Source organism: Bacillus sp. FSL P4-0334 (assembly GCF_038004825.1).
GTDB lineage: Bacteria > Bacillota > Bacilli > Bacillales > Bacillaceae > Bacillus > Bacillus velezensis.
Genome location: NZ_JBBORX010000001.1, coordinates 3106317 through 3131395, shown reverse-complemented (window position 1 = coordinate 3131395; position 25079 = coordinate 3106317). Strand labels below are relative to the sequence as shown.

The 25079-nt window shown below is 43.3% G+C and carries 22 protein-coding genes; 6 read left to right on the top strand and 16 right to left on the bottom strand.

The genetic code is table 11. From position 1 onward, the window contains the following. The first annotated feature begins 198 nt into the window (after positions 1-198). The 4 genes from NSQ37_RS15990 to NSQ37_RS15975 all read left to right on the top strand — a co-directional run bounded on the left by NSQ37_RS15990 (position 199) and on the right by NSQ37_RS15975 (position 5321). Positions 199-1737, top strand: coding sequence for a glycoside hydrolase family 43 protein (locus NSQ37_RS15990; RefSeq protein ID WP_326252828.1), 1539 nt, complete (start codon positions 199-201; stop codon positions 1735-1737). A 61-nt stretch (positions 1738-1798) separates the two neighbouring features. Then, entirely contained in the window at positions 1799-3070 is a 1272-nt protein-coding gene (locus NSQ37_RS15985) for a glycoside hydrolase family 30 beta sandwich domain-containing protein (RefSeq protein ID WP_042635241.1), read from the top strand. A gap of 143 nt (positions 3071-3213) precedes the next feature. After that, the gene (locus tag NSQ37_RS15980; RefSeq protein ID WP_098081452.1) at positions 3214-3921 is read left to right on the top strand and encodes a response regulator transcription factor; all 708 of its coding nucleotides are present in this window, start codon (positions 3214-3216) and stop codon (positions 3919-3921) included. A gap of 2 nt (positions 3922-3923) precedes the next feature. After that, entirely contained in the window at positions 3924-5321 is a 1398-nt protein-coding gene (locus tag NSQ37_RS15975; protein ID WP_326252637.1) for a sensor histidine kinase, read from the top strand. A 53-nt stretch (positions 5322-5374) separates the two neighbouring features. Here the strand turns inward: NSQ37_RS15975 and NSQ37_RS15970 are convergent, their stop codons facing one another. Next, a complete protein-coding gene (locus NSQ37_RS15970) occupies positions 5375-5686 on the bottom strand; it encodes a DUF4870 domain-containing protein (protein WP_014418041.1) in 312 nt (103 codons plus the stop codon). Positions 5687-6135: 449 nt separating this feature from the next. Between NSQ37_RS15970 and NSQ37_RS15965 the strand changes: the two genes are divergently transcribed. Beyond that, the gene (locus NSQ37_RS15965; protein ID WP_099566769.1) at positions 6136-7635 is read left to right on the top strand and encodes a cellulase family glycosylhydrolase; all 1500 of its coding nucleotides are present in this window, start codon (positions 6136-6138) and stop codon (positions 7633-7635) included. A 244-nt stretch (positions 7636-7879) separates the two neighbouring features. After that, positions 7880-9016 carry an alpha/beta hydrolase gene (locus NSQ37_RS15960; protein WP_094031748.1) on the top strand — a complete coding sequence of 379 codons (1137 nt, stop codon included), beginning with the start codon at positions 7880-7882 and terminating at the stop codon, positions 9014-9016. A gap of 258 nt (positions 9017-9274) precedes the next feature. On the opposite strand, the gene NSQ37_RS15955 is transcribed toward NSQ37_RS15960, so the two are convergent. From NSQ37_RS15955 to NSQ37_RS15885, 15 genes are all read right to left on the bottom strand, one after another. Further along, the gene (locus tag NSQ37_RS15955; RefSeq protein WP_014418037.1) at positions 9275-9544 is read right to left on the bottom strand and encodes a hypothetical protein; all 270 of its coding nucleotides are present in this window, start codon (positions 9542-9544) and stop codon (positions 9275-9277) included. Positions 9545-9845: 301 nt separating this feature from the next. Further along, entirely contained in the window at positions 9846-10055 is a 210-nt protein-coding gene (locus NSQ37_RS15950; protein WP_122504036.1) for a bacteriocin-like WGxF protein, read from the bottom strand. A 13-nt stretch (positions 10056-10068) separates the two neighbouring features. Continuing rightward, entirely contained in the window at positions 10069-10689 is a 621-nt protein-coding gene (locus NSQ37_RS15945; protein ID WP_122504035.1) for an ATP-binding cassette domain-containing protein, read from the bottom strand. Further along, positions 10686-12851, bottom strand: a complete 2166-nt coding sequence (locus NSQ37_RS15940) for a DUF1430 domain-containing protein (protein WP_122504034.1) — start codon at positions 12849-12851, stop codon at positions 10686-10688. The genes NSQ37_RS15945 and NSQ37_RS15940 overlap by 4 nt, the downstream gene beginning before the upstream one ends. A 163-nt stretch (positions 12852-13014) precedes the next feature. Beyond that, positions 13015-14652 carry a YndJ family protein gene (locus tag NSQ37_RS15935; protein ID WP_122504033.1) on the bottom strand — a complete coding sequence of 546 codons (1638 nt, stop codon included), beginning with the start codon at positions 14650-14652 and terminating at the stop codon, positions 13015-13017. Further along, positions 14646-15254, bottom strand: a complete 609-nt coding sequence (locus NSQ37_RS15930) for a DUF4166 domain-containing protein (RefSeq protein ID WP_076424230.1) — start codon at positions 15252-15254, stop codon at positions 14646-14648. The genes NSQ37_RS15935 and NSQ37_RS15930 overlap by 7 nt, the downstream gene beginning before the upstream one ends. Then, positions 15251-16066, bottom strand: a complete 816-nt coding sequence (locus tag NSQ37_RS15925; RefSeq protein WP_076424228.1) for a hypothetical protein — start codon at positions 16064-16066, stop codon at positions 15251-15253. The genes NSQ37_RS15930 and NSQ37_RS15925 overlap by 4 nt, the downstream gene beginning before the upstream one ends. Positions 16067-16184: 118 nt before the next feature. Next, positions 16185-17456 carry an MFS transporter gene (locus tag NSQ37_RS15920; protein ID WP_341124109.1) on the bottom strand — a complete coding sequence of 424 codons (1272 nt, stop codon included), beginning with the start codon at positions 17454-17456 and terminating at the stop codon, positions 16185-16187. A gap of 74 nt (positions 17457-17530) precedes the next feature. After that, positions 17531-18532 (bottom strand): substrate-binding domain-containing protein, encoded by a 1002-nt coding sequence (locus NSQ37_RS15915; RefSeq protein WP_020955884.1) that lies wholly within the window; start codon positions 18530-18532, stop codon positions 17531-17533. Between the two features lie 83 nt (positions 18533-18615). After that, positions 18616-19452 carry an SDR family oxidoreductase gene (locus NSQ37_RS15910; RefSeq protein ID WP_085342028.1) on the bottom strand — a complete coding sequence of 279 codons (837 nt, stop codon included), beginning with the start codon at positions 19450-19452 and terminating at the stop codon, positions 18616-18618. After that, positions 19449-20525, bottom strand: a complete 1077-nt coding sequence (gene uxuA, locus NSQ37_RS15905; RefSeq protein ID WP_015239936.1) for a mannonate dehydratase — start codon at positions 20523-20525, stop codon at positions 19449-19451. Before uxuA ends, NSQ37_RS15910 begins: the two co-directional genes overlap by 4 nt. A 1-nt stretch (position 20526) precedes the next feature. After that, a complete protein-coding gene (locus tag NSQ37_RS15900) occupies positions 20527-21162 on the bottom strand; it encodes a bifunctional 2-keto-4-hydroxyglutarate aldolase/2-keto-3-deoxy-6-phosphogluconate aldolase (RefSeq protein WP_012117658.1) in 636 nt (211 codons plus the stop codon). A gap of 13 nt (positions 21163-21175) precedes the next feature. Further along, positions 21176-22195 (bottom strand): zinc-binding alcohol dehydrogenase family protein, encoded by a 1020-nt coding sequence (locus NSQ37_RS15895; protein WP_043021146.1) that lies wholly within the window; start codon positions 22193-22195, stop codon positions 21176-21178. Positions 22196-22224: 29 nt separating this feature from the next. After that, positions 22225-23181 (bottom strand): sugar kinase, encoded by a 957-nt coding sequence (locus tag NSQ37_RS15890; RefSeq protein ID WP_341124100.1) that lies wholly within the window; start codon positions 23179-23181, stop codon positions 22225-22227. A 203-nt stretch (positions 23182-23384) separates the two neighbouring features. Then, positions 23385-24803 (bottom strand): alanine/glycine:cation symporter family protein, encoded by a 1419-nt coding sequence (locus NSQ37_RS15885; RefSeq protein ID WP_015239933.1) that lies wholly within the window; start codon positions 24801-24803, stop codon positions 23385-23387. Positions 24804-25079: the final 276 nt, after the last annotated feature.

Below are 25079 nucleotides of genomic sequence, written 5' to 3'. Positions count from 1 at the left end.
GGTAAAAAAATCATCATACATTTTAAGGAAAAAGGAGGATGTCAAGTTATTAGAAAAAAGTGTAGCGTATGTTTATGGGTACTAGCTCTATTATTGAGTTGCTTAACTGCGGAGTCTGCTTTTTACTGCGGGTACTGCAATTTGTTCTCAGATGGTAAAAGTTGCCTAAATTTTTAAAAAAAGGAGGAGCGTTAAGTTATGTGTAAAAAATGTTGGGTATGCCTATGGGTCCTTGCTTTATTATTGAGCTGTTTACCTGGGGAATATGCGAATGCGGTAAGCACTCCAATTGCAAAACATGTTGGGAATTCAAATCCGCTTATTGACCATCATCTGGGCGCAGATCCGTTTGCGCTGACTTATAACGGAAGAGTCTACATCTATATGTCAAGCGATGACTATGAATATAATAGCGACGGCACGATTAAGGATAATTCATTTGCCAATTTGAATAAAATATCCGTCATATCTTCAGCGGATATGGTGAACTGGACAGATCACGGAACGATTCCCGCAGCGGGTGCCAATGGGGCGAATGGCGGCCGGGGGATTGCCAAATGGGCAGGAGCATCATGGGCCCCGTCAGCCGCGGTGAAAAAGATCAATGGTAAGGATAAATTTTTCCTTTATTTCGCAAACGGCGGCGGAGGTATCGGGGTTCTCACCGCAGACAGCCCGACCGGCCCATGGACCGATCCGATCGGAAAAGCGCTGGTAACGCCAAATACGCCAGGAATGTCCGGTGTTGTATGGCTTTTTGATCCGGCAGTATTCGTAGATGATGATGGTACCGGTTACCTATATGCCGGCGGAGGCGTTCCGGGCGGTTCAAATCCCGCACAGGGGCAATGGGCCAATCCTAAAACAGCAAGAGTCATGAAATTAGGTCCTGATATGACCAGTGTTGCCGGAAGTGCGTCTACGATTGATGCGCCTTTTATGTTTGAAGATTCGGGAATGCATAAGTATAACGGAAAATATTACTATTCCTATTGTATCAATTTCGGGGGCGCGCACCCGGCCGATAAACCTCCAGGTGAGATCGGTTATATGACCAGCTCAAGTCCTATGGATTCTTTTTCGTATAGAGGGCACTTTCTGAAAAATCCGGGAGCATTTTTCGGAGGCGGCGGGAACAATCATCATGCTGTTTTCAATTTTAAAAACGAGTGGTATGTGGTGTATCATACTCAAACTGTCAGCTCCGCTCTTTACGGGGCCGGCAAAGGTTACCGTTCTCCCCATATTAATAAGCTTGTGCATAATCCAGATGGCTCCCTGCAAGAGGTAGCGGCAAATTTTGCAGGTGTCAAACAGCTATCCAATTTGAATCCATATCACCGCGTAGAAGCGGAAACGTTTGCCTGGAACGGACGGATTTTGACAGAGGCATCCTCAGCACCCGGCGGCCCGGTCAATAATCAACATGTCACAAACATTCATAACGGAGACTGGATTGCTGTTGGAAATGCAGATTTCGGGTCAGGCGGCGCCAGGACGTTTAAAGCAAATGTAGCGTCCGCTCTTGGCGGGAAAATAGAAGTGCGGCTAGATAGTGCAAACGGTAAGCTTGTCGGAACCTTGAATGTCCCTTCCACAGGCGGAACGCAATCTTGGAGAGAAATAGAAACTGCGGTAAGCGGCGCATCCGGTGTTCACAACGTATTCTTTGTATTTACCGGAACTGGTACAGGAAACTTGTTTAATTTCGATTACTGGCAGTTTACACAAAGATAAGCAAAGGGAGACAAAGGTACGTTTTCTAAGTCCATAAACGACATATGAAGGAGAGGAAAAAATGATATCGAGCGTAAAAAAAACAATTTGTGTATTATTGGTATGTTTCACAATGCTGTCCGTCATGCTCTTAGGACCGGGAGTTACTGAAGTTTCAGCAGCAAGTGATGCAACAGTTAATATATCTGCAGATAGACAAGTGATTCGCGGTTTTGGAGGAATGAACCACCCGGCTTGGATTGGGGACTTGACTGCGGCTCAACGGGAGACCGCTTTTGGCAATGGACAGAATCAGTTAGGTTTTTCGGTCTTAAGAATTCATGTAGATGAAAATAGAAATAATTGGTACAAGGAAGTGGAGACTGCAAAGAGTGCAATCAAACATGGAGCAATCGTTTTTGCTTCCCCTTGGAATCCGCCAAACGATATGGTTGAGACTTTCAATCATAATGGTGACACAACAGCTAAGCGGCTGAGATACGATAAGTACGCCGCATACGCGCAGCATCTTAACGATTTCGTTAATTTCATGAAAAGTAATGGTGTGAATCTGTATGCGATTTCTATGCAAAACGAGCCTGATTACGCTCACGAATGGACATGGTGGACGCCCCAAGAAATCCTGCGTTTCATGAGAGAGAATGCCGGTTCCATTAATGCTCGTGTGATTGCGCCGGAATCATTTCAATACCTGAAAAATATATCGGACCCCATTTTGAACGATCCGCAGGCGCTTAGGAATATGGATATCCTCGGAACCCACCTGTACGGCACTCAGGTCAGTCAGTTTCCTTATCCTCTTTTCAAACAAAAAGGAGGAGGGAAAGAGCTATGGATGACGGAGGTATACTATCCGAATAGTGACAACAATTCAGCGGATCGCTGGCCTGAGGCTTTAGGTGTTTCAGAGCATATTCACCATTCAATGGTAGAGGGAGATTTTCAAGCTTATGTGTGGTGGTACATCCGCAGATCATACGGCCCTATGAAAGAAGATGGGATGATCAGCAAACGCGGATACAATATGGCTCATTTCTCAAAATTTGTGCGCCCTGGCTATGTAAGGATTGATGCAACGAAAAATCCTGAACCGAATGTTTACGTGTCAGCCTATAAAGGAGACAATAAGGTCGTGATTGTTGCCATTAATAAAAATAACACAGGGGTCAACCAAAACTTCGTATTGCAGAATGGAACTGCTTCGCAAGTATCCAGATGGATCACGAGCAGCAGCAGCAATCTTCAACCTGGAACGGATCTCAAAGTAACGGACAATCATTTTTGGGCCCATCTGCCGGCTCAAAGCGTGACAACATTTGTTGTAAAGCGTTAAAGGCATCAGCATCGCAATAAGCCAATTTTCTTACTTGAAAAAGAAAATTGGCTTATTTTCTGTGGGATAGAAGTGTTGATTTTTTTAACGATACACAGACATTGGGTATAATAATGACAATGACTTCAAGGAGTGATCAATATATGTCACGGCTTCACAGCAAAGTATTAATCATAGATGACGAAAAAGAAATTTTGGAACTGATCAAAACCGTATTAATAAGAGAAAGCATTGATCGCGTGATCACCGCTTCGACTGCCCGTGACGGATTGGCTCAATTTCATCAAGAAAATCCCGATCTGGTGATATTGGATATCATGCTGCCAGACGGTGAAGGCTATGATATCTGCAAGCAAATAAGAGACATTTCACACGTTCCTATTATCTTTTTGTCTGCAAAGGGGGAGGAAACGGATAAAATTGTAGGTCTTGCCATCGGCGGGGACGACTACATTACAAAACCCTTCAGCCCTAAGGAAGTTGCATACCGGGTCAAAGCGCAGCTGAGACGGGTCTCTTACTTACAGCCTTCTCAAACCGGAACCCTAATAAAAAAAGGGCCATTTGAATTAAACCAACAACAAGCCGAGCTCACCAAAAATGGAGCGGCTATTGAGTTAACACCTAAAGAACTTATGCTTATGACCTATTTTCTGCAGCATCCCAATCGGGTGATCAGTAAAGAAACACTCTATCAAGCTGTATGGGGAGAAGATTTCTTCGGTTCTGACAACACGGTGATGGTTCATATACGCAGGCTCCGTGAGAAAATAGAAAACACCCCATCAAAACCAGACTTTCTCGTCACTGTGAAAGGGTTAGGCTACAAATTTGTTGTAAAGGATGCGTAAGGATGAATTGGCGATTAACAGGCAGATATATGGTCTCTGTCATTATCGTGACCATCATTACAGTTTTCATTAATTTATTTATTTTTATGTTTTGGCTCGTTTTCCAGGCGAACAGCCAACATGACGAAGAAAGTACACCGGAAACTTTCACAAGATCATTCCGACAATATGTCACGTTATCGAACAATGGTATCACAGTAAACAAAGAGGGCCAAAAAGCTTTAAAAGAGCAGAATGCATGGATTCAAATATTAGATGAAAACGGACAGGATGTTTATCATGATAGAGAACCTAAAGGACTGAAGAAAAAATATACGCCTATTGAAATTGTAAATTTACATAAATATAAGGATGAACGATTATTATCAACCATTTACGCCGGCGGAAAAAAAGTAAACGGCAAGGAGTACAGTTACTTTATAGGGTTTAAAAATCCCTCTCTCGGAAAATATGTCCTCTCATATGATACCAAGGAATTTGTGACGAAGTTCAATGCAGGGACCATCATATTATTATCAATAGATGCATTGATCGCGTTAGTCATTGGCTATCTATTCAGCCGGCAGCTCACAAAACCGCTCGGCCGTGTCATTCAAGGAATCCAGCGGTTAGCTAATGGAGATTATACGATCAAAATGAAATCCAAAGGCATTTATAAAGATGTCTTCTATAATGTCAATCATTTATCGGAACAACTATCTTCAAGCAAAAAAGAAAAAGATAAATTAGAGCAAATGCGTGAAGAGTGGATCAGTCATATTTCTCATGACATTAAAACACCATTAACATCTATTCAAGGCTATGCAGAAATCATTCAAGATCCAAATTACCATCTAACAGCCGAACAGATCAGAGAGTACGCCCAGATCATTGAGAGTAAATCCCTCTATATGAAAGATGTGATGGAAGATTTAAATTTAACGACAAGGCTGAAAAACAACGATGTGATGTTACATACAGAGCGGGTAAACCTTGTATCGCTGCTGCGGGAAACGTTAATTGATATGTTAAACGATTCTAGATATGCGGATAAGTCCATTGAGCTTCAAACGAACGTGGAAAAGCTGATGCTGAACCTTGATGCGATATTGATTAGGAGAGCGGTCACGAATCTCATTTTAAATGCCCTCGTTCACAATGATCCTGATGTGAAGATCGTTGTACAGCTTGAACAAAAAGAACGAACTCATGTGACAATTAAGGACAACGGCAAAGGGATAGAAGAAGAGGAGCTGGAAAAAGTGTTTGATCGCTATTACAGGGGGACAAATACAGGAACGACGCATGCAGGCTCTGGTCTTGGAATGGCCATAGCAAAGGATATTATCCAAAAGCACGGAGGGGACATCACCATTCACAGCACCGCGGGAGAAGGGACAACGATAGATATACAATTATGATAATGGCTATACAAAAAAACGGTTCTGTTGATTAATAACAGAACCGTTTTTTCCTATTGTTCCGAAAACACTTTGATTCCTTTGACAATGTTCCAAATGAAAAAATAGATCGCCACAAGGAATGTAACAGCATAAGTCGCAAGCAGGAAAGGCCCGGCGTGCCTGATGTCATTCATACCAAGTAAACCTGAAGCGATGATGCCAATTACAAAAATCAAATAAGGAATCAGATGCGTCCACAAAGATTTTTTCGCATGATATTTCACATCGTCCTGGCCTAAGAAATAGACGATAATCGGAAACAGAAACGGCGCAAAAAATATACTGAAGTAACATAATGAAGACAAAATTTTATTTTCTCTCAAACCTTTTCACCTCTATGATTTATTGAAGGGGGAATTCTTCTGGCTGAATCCCTCACTGAAGTACAATCTTATTGTACAACTCCAACCTTAACCCGTATTAATCCGAACCTTACATCAACCTTAAATTAACAAGGACTCGTCTTCTTACAGCAATCATAAGATTCAATGCCATATTGAGACTCATCACATTCAGCGTGTCTACGTTGGAAATACATTTAATTTTTCGATTCGATTGAAAAATGACGTGTAAAGTCCCGATTCAGCCCGGTTTTCTTTGTTCTATATGTGTCAGGTGTGTCTTATTCAATAGAGATAGAGCAAATTGACAGGCTTTTACACCTCCCAAAAACAAGAAATTAGGTTGATAGACAATCATGAGAAAGATTTTTACAATGAGTTCGAGCTCATAAGAAAGAGCCAAAATGATGCGAAGGAGGAAAAGATCAGATATGAAACGGTCAATTTCTGTTTTTATTACGTGTTTATTGATTGCGGTATTGACAATGGGCGGCTTGCTGCCTTCGCCGGCATCAGCAGCAGGGACAAAAACGCCAGTAGCCAAGAATGGTCAGCTTAGCATAAAAGGTACACAACTTGTAAACCGAGATGGCAAAGCGGTACAACTGAAAGGGATCAGTTCACATGGATTGCAATGGTATGGCGATTTCGTCAATAAAGACAGCTTAAAATGGCTGAGAGACGATTGGGGCATAACCGTTTTCCGCGCGGCGATGTATACGGCAGATGGCGGTTATATTGACAACCCGTCCGTGAAAAATAAAGTAAAAGAAGCGGTTGAAGCGGCAAAAGAACTTGGGATATATGTCATCATTGACTGGCATATTTTAAATGACGGCAACCCAAACCAAAATAAAGAGAAGGCAAAAGAATTTTTCAAGGAGATGTCAAGTCTTTACGGAAACACGCCAAACGTCATTTATGAAATTGCAAACGAACCAAACGGTGACGTGAACTGGAAGCGTGATATTAAACCGTATGCGGAAGAAGTGATTTCCGTTATCCGCAAAAATGATCCAGACAACATCATCATTGTCGGAACCGGTACATGGAGCCAGGATGTGAATGATGCTGCCGATGACCAGTTAAAAGATGCAAACGTCATGTACGCGCTTCATTTTTATGCCGGCACACATGGCCAATTTTTACGGGATAAAGCAAACTACGCACTCAGCAAAGGAGCGCCTATTTTCGTGACGGAATGGGGAACAAGCGACGCGTCTGGAAATGGCGGTATATTCCTTGACCAGTCGCGGGAATGGCTGAATTATCTCGACAGCAAGAAAATCAGCTGGGTGAACTGGAATCTTTCTGATAAGCAGGAATCATCCTCAGCGTTAAAGCCGGGAGCATCTAAAACAGGCGGCTGGCCGCTGTCAGATTTAACTGCTTCAGGAACATTCGTAAGAGAAAACATTCGCGGCACTAAAGATTCAACGAAGGACGGCCCTGAAACGCCAGCACAAGATAACCCCACACAGGAAAAAGGCGTTTCTGTACAATACAAAGCAGGGGATGGGCTTGTGAACAGCAATCAAATCCGCCCGCAGCTTCACATAAAAAATAACGGCAATGCGACGGTTGATTTAAAAGATGTCACTGCCCGTTACTGGTATAACGTGAAAAACAAAGGCCAAAACTTTGACTGTGACTACGCGCAGATGGGATGCGGCAATCTGACCCACAAATTTGTGACGCTGCATAAACCTAAGCAAGGTGCAGATACCTATCTGGAACTGGGGTTTAAAACAGGAACGCTGTCACCGGGAGCAAGCACAGGGAATATTCAGCTTCGTCTTCACAATGATGACTGGAGCAATTATGCACAAAGCGGCGATTATTCCTTTTTCCAATCAAATACGTTTAAAACAACGAAAAAAATCACATTATATCATCAAGGAAAACTGATTTGGGGAACAGAACCCAATTAGTTAGCTTTAGGCGGACATCAGCAACGATGTCCGCTTTTGTCATCTTAAACAGCAATACAAGGAGGTTTACGTGGCGGATGAAACTCTGAAACAGTATATGGGCCAGTACAAGGGTTGTTAGCAATCTCAAGAAAGCCAAGGAGTAGCTATGATTCACTGAACATATGATGTAATGAAAAGCGTTTGTAGAGCAATGTGTGTATTTCACATCCGCCACTTTTATTACGTAAGGGGGAACAAGAGAATGAAAAAGTATGACGCGTTTCCGGAGCCAATTGGCGGCTATACTGTCGGCCGAACCCAGATGGATTTTGAGTACACGGCATCAGATCATACAAAAAGAGAACTGACGGCGTTTGTGTATTATCCGTCCGACAGCAGCGAAGGGAAGACTACATCAACGTACATGTTTCCTGAAGTCTGCGAAATGCTTGATGAGCAGCCGCTTCTCTCTGCGTTGAAAGATGCTTACTCTATAGATATCAAGACCCAATGTTACGACGACCTTGCTCTCTCCGGGAAGGAAAAACGCTATCCGGTGTTATTTTATGTTTGCGGCGGGGGCGGTTCTCCAGAATGGGGTACAGTGATCTGTACAGACTTGGCAAGCATGGGATATGTTGTAGTAAGCATCGGCCATCAAAATAGCACGATGTATAAGCGTAAAGATGGGCGAATGTTTAATGTATCAAAGGATTTTTCGGATGTCATTATGGCGTTTTCTGAAGATCCGGAGATGCTGGCGTTGGCTGGTAAGATGGAAATGCAGCCCGACGATGAAACTGCCATTGAGATGTGCCAAAACGTGCTTACACTGCCGATACTTGACAAGTTAACAGAGTATAGTGAATTACAGGCAGAAGATGTAAGGTATGTAGCCGATTATCTTGTCAAATTGGATTCTGGAGAGCTGAATTCCATCTTTAAGGGCAGATTGTTGCTTGATATCGGCATGGGCATAGTCGGACATTCTTATGGAGGGCCTACGACGGCGATTGTTTGCCGGGACGACGAACGGTTCGCCTGCGGGATTGGCTTGGATAGCGGTGCGTTCGGCCTTCAGGGCAGCGACCTTAAGAAACCCTTTTTGCTGCTGTTTTCTGAACCGAACTATAACATGAATGCGATCATTGGCGCTAACAATAGCATGGATACCTATTATTTCTCTGTTGATCGTGCTGCGCATTTAGATTACTGCGACATCGTGTTTACCAGTGTGAATAAGGAACTTAGAGGTGAACGGGATGCCATGGAGATGCGAAATCTTGTTACAGACTATACGAAGAACTTTTTTGATCATTACATACTGCAGAAGGCTGCAAGTGTGGAAAGTCTGGCATACGATGGCGTGGACTTGATCAAGAAGACCAGCAACAAGTGACATAACCGATTAAAATACTCAAACTGAAAAACCTTTATGACCAATTTAATTTATTAAGGCCGTAGAGGTTTTCCTTACAAAAGGGGATGCTCTTAGAATATGGATCCACTTTTATATTCTCTACATCATTCCTAGTTTACATAATATATATTCTAGGAAGTAAAATCTTCAACGAAAATCCTGTCTCGTTATCTTAAGTATACTTAGTTGATGAGACAGAATTAAAAAATAGGATGTTTTACGATTTGTATTTATTTCTTACTGCTTTACATAGCATCGATCTTTATAAATTGTTTCACACTTTACTTCTTCCACATCAACTTTGCCATCGGATAATCTTGTGTAAACATAAACCCATTTTTCATTTCCGTTTTTAATAAACATGTCGAATTTAAAAGCGTCAGTATATTTGTCCATGACCCAGATCAATCCCGGAAGAGTTTCTGCTTTTGCTGGCGACACGGAAACCAATAATGCTCCAGCAATTACAGCCGCACCGGCTATTTTTTTAATTTTACTTTTTAACATTAATATTGCCCCCTTTTGATTTGTTGCCTGCTGCTTACTCACTTAGCAGGCAATCTGATTTTATCACCTTGCAAGAGGGAAATTTGTCATATTTTGTAGATGAGAGTATTACTTTCGGAAAAAATACAAAATTATGGCGATTCTTTTCCATTCTTGAATTCTGAAACTTTTCGAAGGGCTTCTGATAGCGATCCTTTTTGCAAATATGCTTACATAAAAAAACCGGCGTGTTGGCCGGTCCTTTCTTCTAGAACAACATGTACCCTTCTTGATACTTCGTGAGGAAGCATCAAAGCCTTTATTAAGCCTCGTAATTTCTGCTGTTTGAACCTAAATTCCTAAAGAGTAAAGAAGAAAGCAGAGCTAACACAAAATAAACAACAACGAATCCACCCCAAAAGAAGATAGCCTGATCAAATGGGAAGCCAAACATTCTAAAAATTATTCTGTGTACCACTCCGGCAATAATGACCAGGATGCTTGCTGATAACGCAAAAGTAATGTGTTTCAATTTAAACCTCTCCTTATGAAAGATTAATAACTCTGTCAGACCCATTGGCGATTTCTTGATCATGTGTAACACAAATAATCGTTTTCCCCATACCTTTTAACTGATGGAATAAAGACAAAATAATGCTTTTGTTATATTCGTCTAAGTTTCCTGTCGGTTCATCAGCCAGGATAATATCACAAGGCTTCAAAATAATTCTTGCGATAGCCACACGCTGCTGCTCTCCGCCACTCAGCTGATAGACCTTTTTCTTTAAAAAGCTTTTATCAAGGCCCACCATTTCTAATGCTTCTGTCAACTTTTCTTTCTTGAAATCTTTTGCATATGCCGTAGAAAGCAGTAAGTTTGTTAATACTGTTTCGTTGTCCATAAGCACGTAATTTTGAAAGATATACCCTAAGTTCTCTCTCCGTAGTTTCATCACGTCGTTAGGTTTAGGGTTTCGAAAGCCTAAAATCTCAATATCTCCTGAGTATGGAGTATCAAGAAGACCTATGATATTTAGCAGGGTAGTCTTCCCTGAACCGCTCTTACCAACAATTGAAACAAATTCATTTTCTTTTATCTGAAGAGAGAAATTCGAAAGAACAGATTCTTCATCAAACGTCTTTGATATGTTGTTGAGTGTAATCATATTCTATCTCCTTTTAAGATCTTATTCATGTTTTTCCTGTTTAAATAGACACTCAGAAAATAAAGAATAAGCAGCTCGATTACAATAAACAGCGCGATGAAAATTGTTAATTCAAAGATTTTGTAATAAATACTGCATCCTAAACCTATAAGGCAATTGGTTAAAAGGGAAAAGATGATTAAATTTTTATTTCTGGCCCAATATGAATATCCAAAAAGCTCTTTAAGGTACAGCCGATATGCATTTGCGCTGTAATACGACCAAATATAAGCAACAAGAAAGGCTATGGAGAGGATAACTGTTATTGTTAGTCCAATTAAATTCTGCAAGAATTGATTCTGAATACTTGCTATACCGTCGCTTACTTCTTGATAAACCGAAATTGATGAATCAATTAGATCTCTCGTATTGGTCTTCTCCAAATAAGGAACTATGCGGTCATACGCCATGCCTTTTGAAGAATCTGAAAAGAATAAACTTGAGGTTGAGCAAGCACCTATAACAGATGGATCAACGTTGTCCGTGAAAATTGCAGCTATTGGATCAACAATGTTATTTTTATTGCCGGCATCCCCAAACTCACTATTAAAGGTGAAATACTCCTGCCTATTTTTAGTATAAATGATGTTGATTTTCAATTCATCTTTTTTGAGGGTGTTTAAAGGTTGATTCATCTCCTTGTTATACATATTATCTAATTCAACTTTGTCAAAGAAAAACTGATCCCTGTATGCAGCTATTATTTTTTCTTTATATTTTTCATACTTTTGTGGAACAAGCAGGTTCAATGTATTTGAATCAACCCTTAATTGCTTATGGCTTATGGCTTCCCCATTAGCGCCGATAATCGGATTCACCTTTAAATAATTAGGGCTGATTGTAATACTTCGTCCAGATGGAGAGTAAATTTCATTTTTCTTTGTCGTATTTAAGGTGTAAAAATAAACAGGTTTTTTTCCATCTTTCCTTAGTACAGCATAGTTATGTGCATCAATGACGAACGCATTTTTATGCTTCTCTAATTGATGATACAACGCGCGAACTCTAACATTTTTCTCCCTGTCTAATTTTAAATCACTATAGTCTATCCCGGTATTTGCAAAGCTTGTCTTATAAGTGTTTTGTGTCTTTTTCCAGTACGATTGATTATCAAGCTGCTGTTTGAGATCGAATACGTTAGAAAGTGAGGACGCAACAATATTGAAAAGCAATATCGTGACAACAATTTTAAAGCCTACAGATAACCATTGGAATTTTTTAATCGGTGTGCTGCCTTTGATCGAGCCACTAATGTCGCTGTTGTTATACAAGACGAGGGTAACAATGATGGTGTATACCATCATGATAAGCGCACCAATCATCGCGTTTCTAATGTAAATTCTAAGATATGCAGCCAACCAGTCATTTAAATTGAAAGAAAAAGCTAGTAAAGCTACAATAATTGCACCGCAAAATATGATTATAATTAGAGGCTTCAAGAACATTGCTGGGTAAGAAAGCAGTGTTTTAACTTTGGAATACCCCCATAACTTTTGCAGCAGAAGCCGTTTGCGATTTTTAATTACAAAATAAAGGACACCAATAAACAAAATCAGCATAGAAAGCAACACTAGCATAAGCAAAGTTTTGTTAAACATAAAAGCAGTATTCTCAGTGATGTTTTCAAAACTTACTTCACCATAGTCAGCAAAAAGGTTTTGTGCTTTCTCCAATACCTTGTCATCGTTAGATGAAATATAAAATTTGCTTCCTATGCCTATATTCTTTATTTGATTGAAGTCAAAATATCTGATTTCCCATGTTGACAGCGGAAAAGAAATGCTGCCGATCATCTTCTGCTCTGAATGGCCTCTTAGAAAATTTGACACAAGTTTATTGCCGTTATGTATTGATGGTTCATTTTCAGGGCTTGTAGAATAGATGTTTAAGCTCTTTTCATCCAAGAAATTGTATTGAGAAATGTTCACTTTGTTTTCTTTGGAGAAGGCGACCAATCTCTTTATAAAGTCCTCACTTTTAAATTCTGAAGTATAATTGATTATCAATGCTTCTTTATTTGAGAATAAAGTGTAATAGATTTGTTTGTTAAGAGTGTAATGATAGCTTGACATATTCATTGAGAGCAAAACCAAAATGAACAATATGTAGATTGTTTTCTTCATTGGACAGCCTCCATAAAAAGAAATCCGGTGCTGACTTGTATTCAAGTTTGACCACACCGGAAGGAAAATTAAAAAATCACTTTGCTATCGTTTTCTTTATTTTGTATTCCAAAAAGCCTTGTTTCCGAACCAAGTTTGATACACGGAAGCGTAGGCATACCCTTCATCTTTTTTCTTCCATTCGGTTACCTGCGGAAGCATGAGTGATCCGATAATGCACAGTTAAAAATTTCAGTCCGAACAGCCACATATGATGAACGGCCTTCAGGCTGGTTTCGCTCTGGGCTGAAATAAGAAATGTCTCTGCCAGCGGAAGATGACACGTCCCCCATTTCGTCTGCAGATAAATCCCTTCATCACCCGCTCCGCTTTTTCGCCGTCTGCTTGTCAAAACAAGATTCTGCTTACGCGCATAAGGCTTTAAAATGCCCGTCATTTGGCCGTACGGCAACGGAAGAGAGATATTCATGTATCCTTCCCCTTTTGCCCTGTACGCTGAATACAGCGCAGTAAAAACGGTTTCCTGCTTTTCATTTGTTCTGATCCACGCACGGACATTTTTTCTGCCGTCTTTGTCAGAGTCAACTCCTATAATATCACTGTGCATGATATACCAATCCGGATTCATGGACAGGTGAATCTGCCCCGCTCTTCTGCTGAACGGCTCGTACACGCGCGCGAACGGACGAAACCATCCGCTCCACGTCACTTTTGCCATGATGTCATAATCAATTGTCTCTTCATAAAAGGAATTAACGGCCGGCGCCAGTTTTTGAGTTGAAAAGTCTTCAGAATGCAGTTCTCTCATCTGATCCAGAAGGCCGGTATATTGGATGTCATTTGCTGCATGAATATCAGTCAAAAAGTCTTTGCCTATCGTTCTCTTCCCGTAAATACGGCTGAACGTTCTTTCACTGCCCTCATCAAACGATCTCGGATTTTCTAACCTCCACCCCGCCAAAGCCGGCAGGATAACGCCGAATGCATTGACGGCCCCGTGAATCCAAATCATCTGGCTGATCGTGAGCGTTGCCTCCTCGCGGTAGACACCGTACGAATATATCAAAGAAAAAGCAATTGTAATCATTAACACAGCCGAAGAACTCCTGATCAAGATCCTGCCTGTTTTCGTAACAAACGGCGCCGTAAAGACGAGATATGCATTTACATACAGACCCGCCAGATACAGAGCGACAGCAATCACATCAAGTGTCTTTGAAAATGTAATCCCCAAGGCAATAAGGATCGGCGAAATCAAAATAATGACCGTGCTCCATCTGTAAAGAACCCGTTTCTCCCGTATGATCCTGCCGAGCAATCCGTTAAAGATCGGAATGAGGAAAGCGGAATAGTGAAAGTGCACCGCCGTCAGCAGAACGATAAGCGGGCCGAAATTCATGACGGGAATCTCAAGGACATATGCGAAGAACCAGAATCCGCCCCCGGCCAAATAAATGAAACCCGCCATAACAGACATCTCTTCTGTTCTGTGAATATTTGTTTTCATCAGCCGCCGGACAGCATACAGTGCCAGCCCAAGCGTATAAATGAGCCACACAAAGGCAAAAAAACTGAAGTCTGTGACAAGCGCAAGCACCGCACATAAAGCGGCAACAGGATAACTCCGTAATAACACATTCTCTAAGGTCTTTGACGGCCGAAAAGCAAAATCGAATACAGCGGGAACGAAAAAAAGTACGGAAAATAAAACAAACGTCTCAGCAGCTGATATATGCGGAGCTTCAGCCGCCGCAAATCCCAAAAAGCAAATCACACATACCATGAGATGACGCTTCAGCATGTTTCCCCCTCTGTTTCACGGAAAGTCCCCCGGTAAGAGAAAAGCGTGCCGAGTATCCGGTTTTTCACATGAACCTTTATGCTGAAGCAATTCATTTCCTCATCATAAGCCTCATAAACGGTTGAACTGCCGCACAGCCATGCCGGAAGCGGGATTTTCTTTCCGACTATCAGGAGCCACTGCCTTCCGGATGTAATAACAAGCCCTCCGTCTGAAGACGCTTCTAAATGCAGTTCAGACAGTAGGATGCGGGGTTTGCCGAAGTAATCAAGAATTCTGTTTTCCCGCTCATCATATTCCATGACGGCATCAAAAAAACGCGTTTTGCTTTTAAAGAAAAAGGTACGATTCCATTCCACGCCATTTTGCCTGTTTTTGTTTTCGATAGTGAAAGGGATATCGTTTCCCCTCTCTGAGAAAAAACATCTGAAAAAAACACCTGTCTTTAAAAGCATTCTGACAAGAAAAGAACCTCCCTTTATTTCTGACATAACGCCTTCTCCGCAAAACGTGCGTGATTCGTCAAATCTGTACCGTTTCTGCAGCATCGGGTGCAGTGATTGATAATGAGTAATCGCTTTTTCATACATTGAATCCGTCATTTCACTTCTCTCTTTCGTTTTGTATGCCAGGCGCTCGGCAGCTTGAGCTTAAGAATCATGCCGGCTATTGTAAGTACTCCTAATGAGATCACGAATCCGCCGCCCGAATATAGCAGTACCGTTACACAAAAGAAGACTGACTGCCCGGTGTGAATCAGCCACTTTCTCCGCATGGGAAGCAGCCATAATACCCCTAACCCTGTCTCCAGCGCTCCCCTCACGATCTCTGCATCGGCACAGCCATCATGAAAGCCTTGAAAAAACCAATACAGACTGAATACGAGACACATAAAGACATAGACAAACCCGAAACGGATTGATATCTTCGGATGTCTGTTTTGTTCTATCCAAAGCCGCAACGCATCAAAGCTCCATGCGGTAGCCCAGCTTAGCAGAGGACGAAATAAAAACCGGTCTATCCAACTTCCCGGCAGACCGCGGGCCGTTTCATATTGATATTGAGTCAAAAATGCGGTTTGTCCGTTATCCCGCTCTATATACTTCCAGTAGCCCCTGCCTTCTTTTATAAGTGACAGCGGATGATCAGAGGCAAAAGCGAGCGAAGACACTCTTTCTGACGAGCGAGGCCTTATGTCACCTATTGATTCGCCCGTGCCGGATACCTTCAGCCCAAAACCGATTCGTGTTTCATATAGAAATCTCTGCGGTTCATCTGGCAGCCTATGAAGATATGTAATGTCAGAAAACCGCAGATCCCATTCCTTATGAAGATGCGGGTTTTGCGTATATTCCCAAAGCGTTTCTATATCAGATGCAATATTGATTTCGACATATATCGGCTTCTGTTTCATGCCCCCTCCTCTTCCCTTCTTTTGTAAACAATTCCTATATTATCATAGGAACAGATCAAGCGGCAGAACAAAAAGGCCATCCCGTTATCTGCAGGACAGCCTCAGTGGCTTTGATAACTTATGAATAAGGTATCGTGTCTTTTTTATCTTCAGAAGCGGTTTGAATGATAATTGGGCGCACGAAACGGATTACCGCAGCCGAGGCCAAAACGGCTAATCCGCCTGCAAGCAAAAACGCCCCGGAGAATGATCCGCTTTTGTCCGCGATAAAGCCGGTTAAAGCAGGCCCGATAATACCGGCCGTGTTTGCAAGAAAATGCATAAAGCCGCCGACTGATCCGACATTCCTTTGATCAACCACATCATGAATCACCGCCCAATAGATAGAGCCCGTTATATATAAAAAGAAGACTGATAAAGCAACGAGAATAACGGCACTTACGGTAGTGGTAACAAGTCCGGCAAATCCGATCAGTACAGCGGAAGCGAACAGACAAGTGACAAGAATGACTTTCCGTGAGAACAAAACCCCTTTTCCGGCGGTTTTTTTGAATACATAATCAGAAATCATTCCGCCTGCCGCCAAACCGATAAATCCAAGAATCCAGGGAATAACAGTCACCACGCTCATAAATTCAACACTTAAACCGCGTTCTTTCACCAGATAGCTCGGAAACCATGTTAAGAAGAAAAATAAGATGTAATTGTAGGCGAAAAAGGCAAAAGCCGTGAAGAGAACCGTTTTTTGTTTCAAATAAAAGGTCATCGGGATATGCTGCTCATGCGATTGAATCGCCGCTTTCATTGCCGGGGCGTCTTCCGTCAGCGCCGGCTGTTCTTTGACAAATTTAAACCAGATGACCGCCCAGACTAAACCGATGATCATGATCAGGACAAAGGAAACTTTCCAGCTGAACGCCACAGCAATCATCCCGACAATCGGGCCGGAAATCGCCCCGCCGAGCGGCGTGCCGCTGTATGTCAGGCCGATGACCGTGGCGCGCTGAGACGGAGGAAACCAATTGTTGACCATTTTGCTTATGGCAGCCGACAGCGGCCCCTCTCCCATACCGAATAAAACACGGATAATCAAAAGACTTACAAATCCGAAAGCAAGCGCAACCGCTCCGCTGAAAAGGGACCAAACGATCATCGCCGTACACAATGTCAATTTAGCCCCGTACCGGTCAGATGCAACACCGCCGAGAAAGTTAAACACAGCGTATCCGACAGAAAAACTGCTGAAAATCAGCCCCATTTGGGTTGCAGACAATGTGAGATCCTGCTGTATGAACCTCGCTGCAATAGACAGCGCTGAGCGGTCTAAATAGTTAATCACCCCGGCTGAAAATAAAAGAAGAATAATAGGGAATCTATCTTTTGAGAACATAAAATCCCCCTCTCATTTCATAATATTCAGACATTTAAATTGCCGGAGTAAACCGGTTTATGCAATGAAACCGGTTATCCGGATTGCCTTGCGAGCAGCGCCGGTTTATAGCGGTGAATCCGTTTTTCACCGCCATCTTTTTCTTGTATCTGGCGAAGAAGAAGGCTTCCCGCTTTTCGCGCCATTTCTGCCGCAGGCTGGACGATCGTCGTAATCGGAGGAGTAAAAAAACCCGCAAAAGGAACTTCATCAATTCCGATGACGGCTGCCTTATCCGGAATTGTCATATCATGCTCCTTCATATACTTCAGCACCTCAACAAGAACGATATCGTTTGCCGCCAATATCGCTTTCGGAGGCTCCTCAAGTGAGAACAGCTCTGACAAAACATTGGAAATATCAGCCGCATCGGCTGTTTTGATATATTCGTCCCGCACCATCATTCCGTGGCGGTCAAGCGCCTTTTTATACCCTTCAATCCTTTCTACCCTCGGACTGATTTCCCGAATAATGGACGTCGTAATAATCGCAATTCTCTTAATGCCGCTTTCGATAAACCGGTCAACGGCAAGACCGGCTGCATGATGGTTATCAAGCATCACTGTCGGAATCCCGAGTTCTTCAATGGTTCTGTCCATAAACACGACCGGAAACGTATCGCGTTTCATCTTTTCATATAAAGAGAGATTTTCGCCCGTCGGAAAAATAATAATTCCGTCCACCTGCTTAGCCCGCAGCATTTCAATATATTTCTTTTCTTTTTCCGGTTCATCATCCGCATTGCAGACAATAATATGAAATCCTTGTTCATGAAAATAGTCTTCCACCGCCCTGATGACCTGAGTGGAAAAAGTGTGAAGAATATTAGCCACCACCACACCTACTGTAAATGTTGATTTCTGTTTTAAGCTGCGGGCGACGAAATTCGGCTGATAGTTCAGCTCTTGTATGGCCGCTTCTATTTTTTGTTTCGTTTTCTCGCTCATATAGTCATAGCGCTGATTTAAAAATTGAGATACGGTGCTTTTGGATACGTTTGCATATTTCGCCACATCAGAAATTGTAATGGTTTTCATAGACTCATCCCCGTCTGTCTTCATTTTTCACTAGTATAAGTCAGAAGTAAATGGTTTACAATCTGACAGGGACATGGATTCTGTCACACTCCGGAATAAGCCATAAAACCTCCGTCGACGGGAACGGTGACCCCGGTGACGAAGCCTGAGCATGAATCATCCGAAAGCCACAGGAGCGTTCCCAGAAGGTCTTCCGGTTTCCCGAAACGTTTCATCGGTGTATGTGCCATAATCTTATTGGATCGGTCTGTCAGACTTCCATCTTCCTGTAATAACAACTCACGGTTTTGCGTTGTCAAAAAGAAACCCGGAGCGATGGCATTCACCCGCAGCCCTTTTTTTGCGAAATGAACAGCCATCCACATCGTAAAATTCTGAATCGCCGCCTTGGCCGCGCTGTAGGCGGGCACCTTTGTCATCGGTGTATACGCACTCATAGAAGAAATATTAATAATCGCGGGACATTCCGCCTTCAGTAGGTCTTTTCCAAACACTTGCGATGCCAGAAATGCACCGGTAAAGTTGGTTGAAAATACGCTGGAAAACCCCGTTTCGTCCATATCAAAAAATGATGTGCCCTGCTCATCCTCTTCATACGTCTCACTGGCAGTGATCGCATCAGGGTGGTTTCCCCCGGCTCCGTTAATTAAAAGATTGACAGAACCAAACCGGCTGATAATCTCGTCTTTTGCCTTTTCGAGCGAATCACGGGCTGAAACATCAGCCGGTACAGAAACCGCGGTTCCTCCAGCGTCAGCAATCTCGCCCGCCGCACGCTCTGCTTTATCAGCATTCCGGCTGACGATCGCAATTTTCATCCCCTGCCGTGAAAGCTCCTTTGCCATTGCTGAACAGAGAACACCGCTCCCGCCTGTTATGACAGCGGTTCTTCCTGATAAACGTTCATGAATCGGTCTCATCTCTTCACCCCTTTCTCATGAGACGAGAACGCATCCCACAGCCCGTTCAAGTACATAATTCCTAAAGCACGATCATATAAACCATAACCCGGCCGGCATTGTTCGCCCCAGATATGACGGCCGTGATCAGGCCGTACATATCCTTTATAGTCTTGGCCGTGCAATTCTTTTACCACACCGGTAATATCAATGGACCCATCACTGGTAAGATGCGAAGTTTCCGTAAAATCACCGTTATCGCAGATTTTCACATTTCGTATATGGGCAAACGGCGCAGCTCCCGCATAGTGTTTGGTGATCTTCACCATATCATTGGCGGGATCCGCTCCCATCGAACCCGTGCACAACGTAATACAGTTGGCGGGTGAATCTGAAATCTCTTGCAGCTTTTCATAACTTTTCTCACCGGTGATAATACGGGGCAGGCCAAAAATTGACCAGGGCGGATCATCCGGATGAATGGCCATTTGAATGCCGTGTTCCTCCGCTACAGGAAGGATTTCATGTAAAAAGAATTCTAGATTGGCCCAAAGCTGTTTTTCATCAACCGTTTGATAGGCCTCAAACAGTTCCTTGATCCGGGCCATTTTCTCCGGCTCCCACCCGGGAAGCGTCAAATCAGAAGATTCTTCAACCGTGCGGATGAGTTCCTCCGGAGGGAGACTTTCCACTTTCGCTTTTTCAAAAAACAAAGCGGTTGACCCATCCTCCAGCGCGCGGAACATATCGGTACGCGTCCAGTCAAATATCGGCATGAAATTGTAACAGATGACTTTCACGCCGAATTCGGACAGATTGCGAATGGTCTGTTTATAGTGCTCAATATATTGTCCGCGTTCTTCATGACCGAGTTTAATGGCTTCATGAACATTCACGCTTTCCACGACCTCTGCATGAAACCCATAGGATTGAATGTATCTGACTTCCGCTTCAATGTCCTCCTTTTCCCATACTTCGCCCGCGGGCTTCTGGTGAAGAGCCCAGACGATGCCTTTGACCCCGGGAATTTGTCTGACATGTTCAAGAGTCACCGTATCATTACCTTGGCCGTACCAGCGAAACGTGATATTCATGTTACACCCCCGTATATTCGTTTTTTCGGCAGACGTATTCTTTGCTGAGGGATACAGCAGCTTCATAGCCGCCCTTTTGATAAGCTTTTGTCAAGTCGCTTCCCACACCGACCGCGACCGCTCCGGCAGATAGCCAGTCATTCATGCTGTTTAATGAGATACCCCCGGTCGGCATAATGCGGACATTCGGCAGAGGACCGTTGACCGACTTGATAAATGAAGGGTCAAACGAATTAGCGGGAAACAGCTTTACCACATCACATCCGGCTTCAAGCGCCAAAGCCATATCAGACACGCTCATGCATCCCGGAAGATACGGTACGCTGTACTGGTTGCATAGAGACGCTATCTCTTTTACAAAATGAGAGCTGACGATAAATGAGGCGCCTGATAAAATGGCGTGTCTCGCCGTTTCTGTATCCATTACAGAACCGGCTCCAAGAAGAATATCTTGATGCCGGAGTTCCTTAAAGACATCTTCCACTTCAGGAGTTGTGTATGTAAGCTCAATGGCGCTGATACCTCCTGAAATGGCCGCTTTTGAAACTTCAAGCGCCTCTTGGCTGTTTTGTCCCCTTATGACAGCCACCACTTGTGCATGCAGAAGTTTTTCGTAAATGGCGTACTTAGGCAACATTCTCGCTCCTCCTTTAATCAAACGTAATGATTGCTTTTCCCACCTTGCCCGGGTGCTGTTCGATCAACTGAAATGCTTGATGGACGTCATCTGCTGAAAATGTATGTGTAATAAGACCGCCGTGCGTTAACAGGCCTTTATTCAGTAAGTCTGTAATGTACGGAAACTGATTCGTCTGCAATCTTGAACCGGTTATCGTGACTTCCTTTTTTGTGATCGGAAGCTGAGAAATGCCGGCAGTCCTCTCATCAAAACCAAGCACAACCACATGACCGGCCGGAGACACCGCGTCAATGGACGTTTCAAACGTTGAGGGGAGACAGACGGCATCAATGACGACATTGGCGCCTTCTTTTTTTGTCCATTCGTTCACCCGCAAAACGGGATCTTCTTTTTGCGCGTTGACGGTAACGTCCGCACCGTTTTTTTCAGCGAATGCCAAGCGTTCATCATTCAAGTCGGTTATCATGACGGAAGCGCCTTTGAACTTTGCCATTTTTAATATGCAGATTCCGATCGGTCCCGCCCCCTGAATCAAAACAGTATCTTCCTTCTCGACACGGCCTCTCCAAACGGCCTGGGCGCCGATCGTATATGGTTCTGCCATGACCGCTTCCTCCCAGGACAGATCGGGCGAAACGGCATGCAGCTGCTTTTCCGGAACCACGATATATTCCCGCATCCCGCCATCTTCATGAACGCCGAACACCGAAAGCGCTTTGCAGACGTTCGGACGTCCTTTCCGGCAGGCATAGCATGTTCCGCAATAAGATATCGGTTCAACCACTACGCGGTCACCCGGCTTGAAACGCCGAACATGAGAACCGGTCTTTGCGACTTCCCCTGTGACTTCATGTCCGATTACTCTCGGCAGGGACGCTAACGGATTTGTCCCATGATAAATATGCAAATCTGATCCGCAAATTCCGACCCGCTTCACCTTGACAAGAACATCATCCGCGTGGACAACAGACGGTTTCTCACATTCCGTCACCGTCAGATCAAATGCTTTCCGTACTAGAACCGCTTTCATTTTCTCACCCGCTTTTTAAGTTGTGCTTGCTACCGTTCAATCACAGTCTCTTTGTTTACAAATGACAGAACCTCTTCTAGATAGGGAAGCCCTTCATTATCACCGGAAACTGTGGCGACGAGCGCACCGACCGCATTGGCAAACTCCAGACGTTTTTCCGGTTCAAAACCATGCAGATAACTGTACAGGTAGCCGGCATTAAAGCCGTCACCCGCTCCTACCGTGTCAACAGGCGCAACCGGGAAAGCCTCTTTGTGAACCCACTTATGATCATGATACAGCGCAGAACCTGCTTCACCGTCTTTTATGACAAGCTGACTGATTGAATAGGTCTCTGCAAACCGGGCTAATGCTTCATTTTCCCCTATACCTGTCAGCTGTTTCATTTCGTCCCGGCCCGCCAGAAGAATATCAGTATGCGGAAAGATTTGATGAAATGCCGCACGCGCCTCCTCAATCGTCCACAGCTTCAGCCTGATATTCGGATCAAAAGATACGGGAATCCCTCTTGCTTTGGCGATGGAAAGCACCCTTTCAGCAATTTCAAGATTTTTCTTATCAAGCGCGAGGAACACACCGGTAAGATGAACGATGTGAATGCCGGCAAACATATTCTCTGTTATATCTTCCGGTGCAAGGGTCAGAATTGGTGAATTGAAACGATAATAAAACGTCTTGCCTGAACCGTCATTTCTGATCTCTTTGACATTTAAAGATGTAGGAAAGCCTTCAACATAGGAGACGTCAGTCACATCAATTCCTTCTCCTTTGGCAAACTGATAAATCACTCTGCCGAACTCATCCTTCCCCAGTCTGCTGACCCACTTTGAGTGCAGATTCAATCTGGCGCATGCAATCGCAAAATTCAGTTCAGCTCCTCCTGCTTTTCGTTCAAAATGGGTAACAAAACGCAAAGGTCCTGTGCTTGCGGGATTTAAGGTGATCATCGCATCACCGATCGTAAAAATGCCATAATCAGAAGCCACATCAATACTCCTTTCTTTTAAGACTAAATCGGTTTGGTAAACCGGTTTAGTAAAACTTTATATGAAAACCCTTACACACACAAGATAAAAATACAATAAATTCAAAAAAATCTGTTTTCAGTAAAAATAATCCGATTTTTCACATGAAAAAACCCCTCACAACAAAATGTAAGGGGTTTTTTGAAAATTGTATGCATGTTTCCTCAGTTAGCAGTCTTACGTTCGGGGCTTGTACCTTCTTCTTCCGCCCATGTTTCAATATGCTTGAGCTCCGGGGTATTCTCGGCTTTGAATACAGGATCAAGACCTTTTTTGCGCTGAGCGGCATAATCCTTATAGATCTTGTAGGCTACATTACTCAGCAGTAAAATTGCCACTAAGTTAATGAGAGCCAAGAGTCCCATAAACAAGTTTGCCATGTCCCAGACGATCTGGAAGTCAGCCAAACATCCGTACACCACCATCACTACAACGAATACGCGGTAAATATTAAGCCATGTTTTGCTTGTTTTAATAAATTCAATATTCGTTTCACCATAGTAATAGTTGCCGACAACAGAGCTGAATGCGAATAAAAACATCGCAATCGCAATAAATGTCGGCGCCCATCCGCCGAGGTGGTGCTGCAATGCGGCTTGTGTCACTTGGATGCCGTCGCCTTTAGGCGTAAAGCTGTACAATAAAATGATAAAGGCAGTCGATGTACAAACAATAAATGTATCAAAAAACACGCCGAGCGTCTGAATTAATCCCTGCTTAGCCGGATGCGACACATGTGCAGCCGCTGCGGCATTCGGCGCGCTTCCCATACCCGCTTCGTTTGAAAACAGGCCGCGCTGCGCACCGATAATAATGATGCTTCCTAAGCTTCCGCCGACGATCTGCTCAAGACCGAACGCATTTTTCACAATCGTCATAAGCAATTCAGGTACCGCTGTAATATTTACAATCACGACATACAGCGCGATCAGAATATACATACCCGCCATGACCGGAACGATTAATTGCGAAACGGAAACAACACGTTTCAGACCGCCGAATATAATGAAAGCCGTTAATACAGCTAAAATGATTGCGATAACTGTTTTATTCACATGGAATGCTTCGTCAAACGCCACAGAAATCGTATTTGACTGCACGGCGTTAAAGATAAGTCCGAAAGAAACGGTAATCAATACGGCGAATAAAATACCGAGCCAGCGGGCGCCCAGTCCCTTTGCCATGTAATATGCCGGACCGCCGCGGAATTCGTCACCGGAACGCACTTTATACAGCTGCGCCAAGGTGCTTTCCACAAAGCTGGAAGCCATACCGACAATCGCTACGATCCACATCCAAAATACTGCGCCTGGACCGCCTGTTGCAATCGCCAGCGCGACGCCGGTCAAGTTTCCGGTTCCGACACGAGAAGCGGCTGAGATAAAGAATGCCTGCATTGAAGACACTCCTTTATTTCCTTGCGGCTTCTCCCCGACGATTCTAAACATTTCAATAAAGTATTGGAATTGAATAAAGCGAAAACGGAACGTAAAGTACAATCCGATCCCGACTAAAATATAAACAAGATACTTCCAAATAAAATCATTTGGAACATTTATGATTTCACTGATGAAAGCCTCCATGTTTAACCTCCCTTTTACATATCTTTTACTGTCATTTTTGCTGCATATGTTAGATCTTTTAACACAACGAGTATTATTATATCACAACAACAGTGGTTGAGAAGTTTTTTTAAGAAAATGTTTCGGTTTCTACATCACGTCTTTTGCTGTCATGCCCCGTTTTTTATCTTACAGCCCGAAAAATGTTGTCACGCCATAAGGAATGCGTGCATATCATAACAAATAGGTCTTTAAGAAAAAAGAGATGAAAAGATGGATGGAATGGTATATACTTAA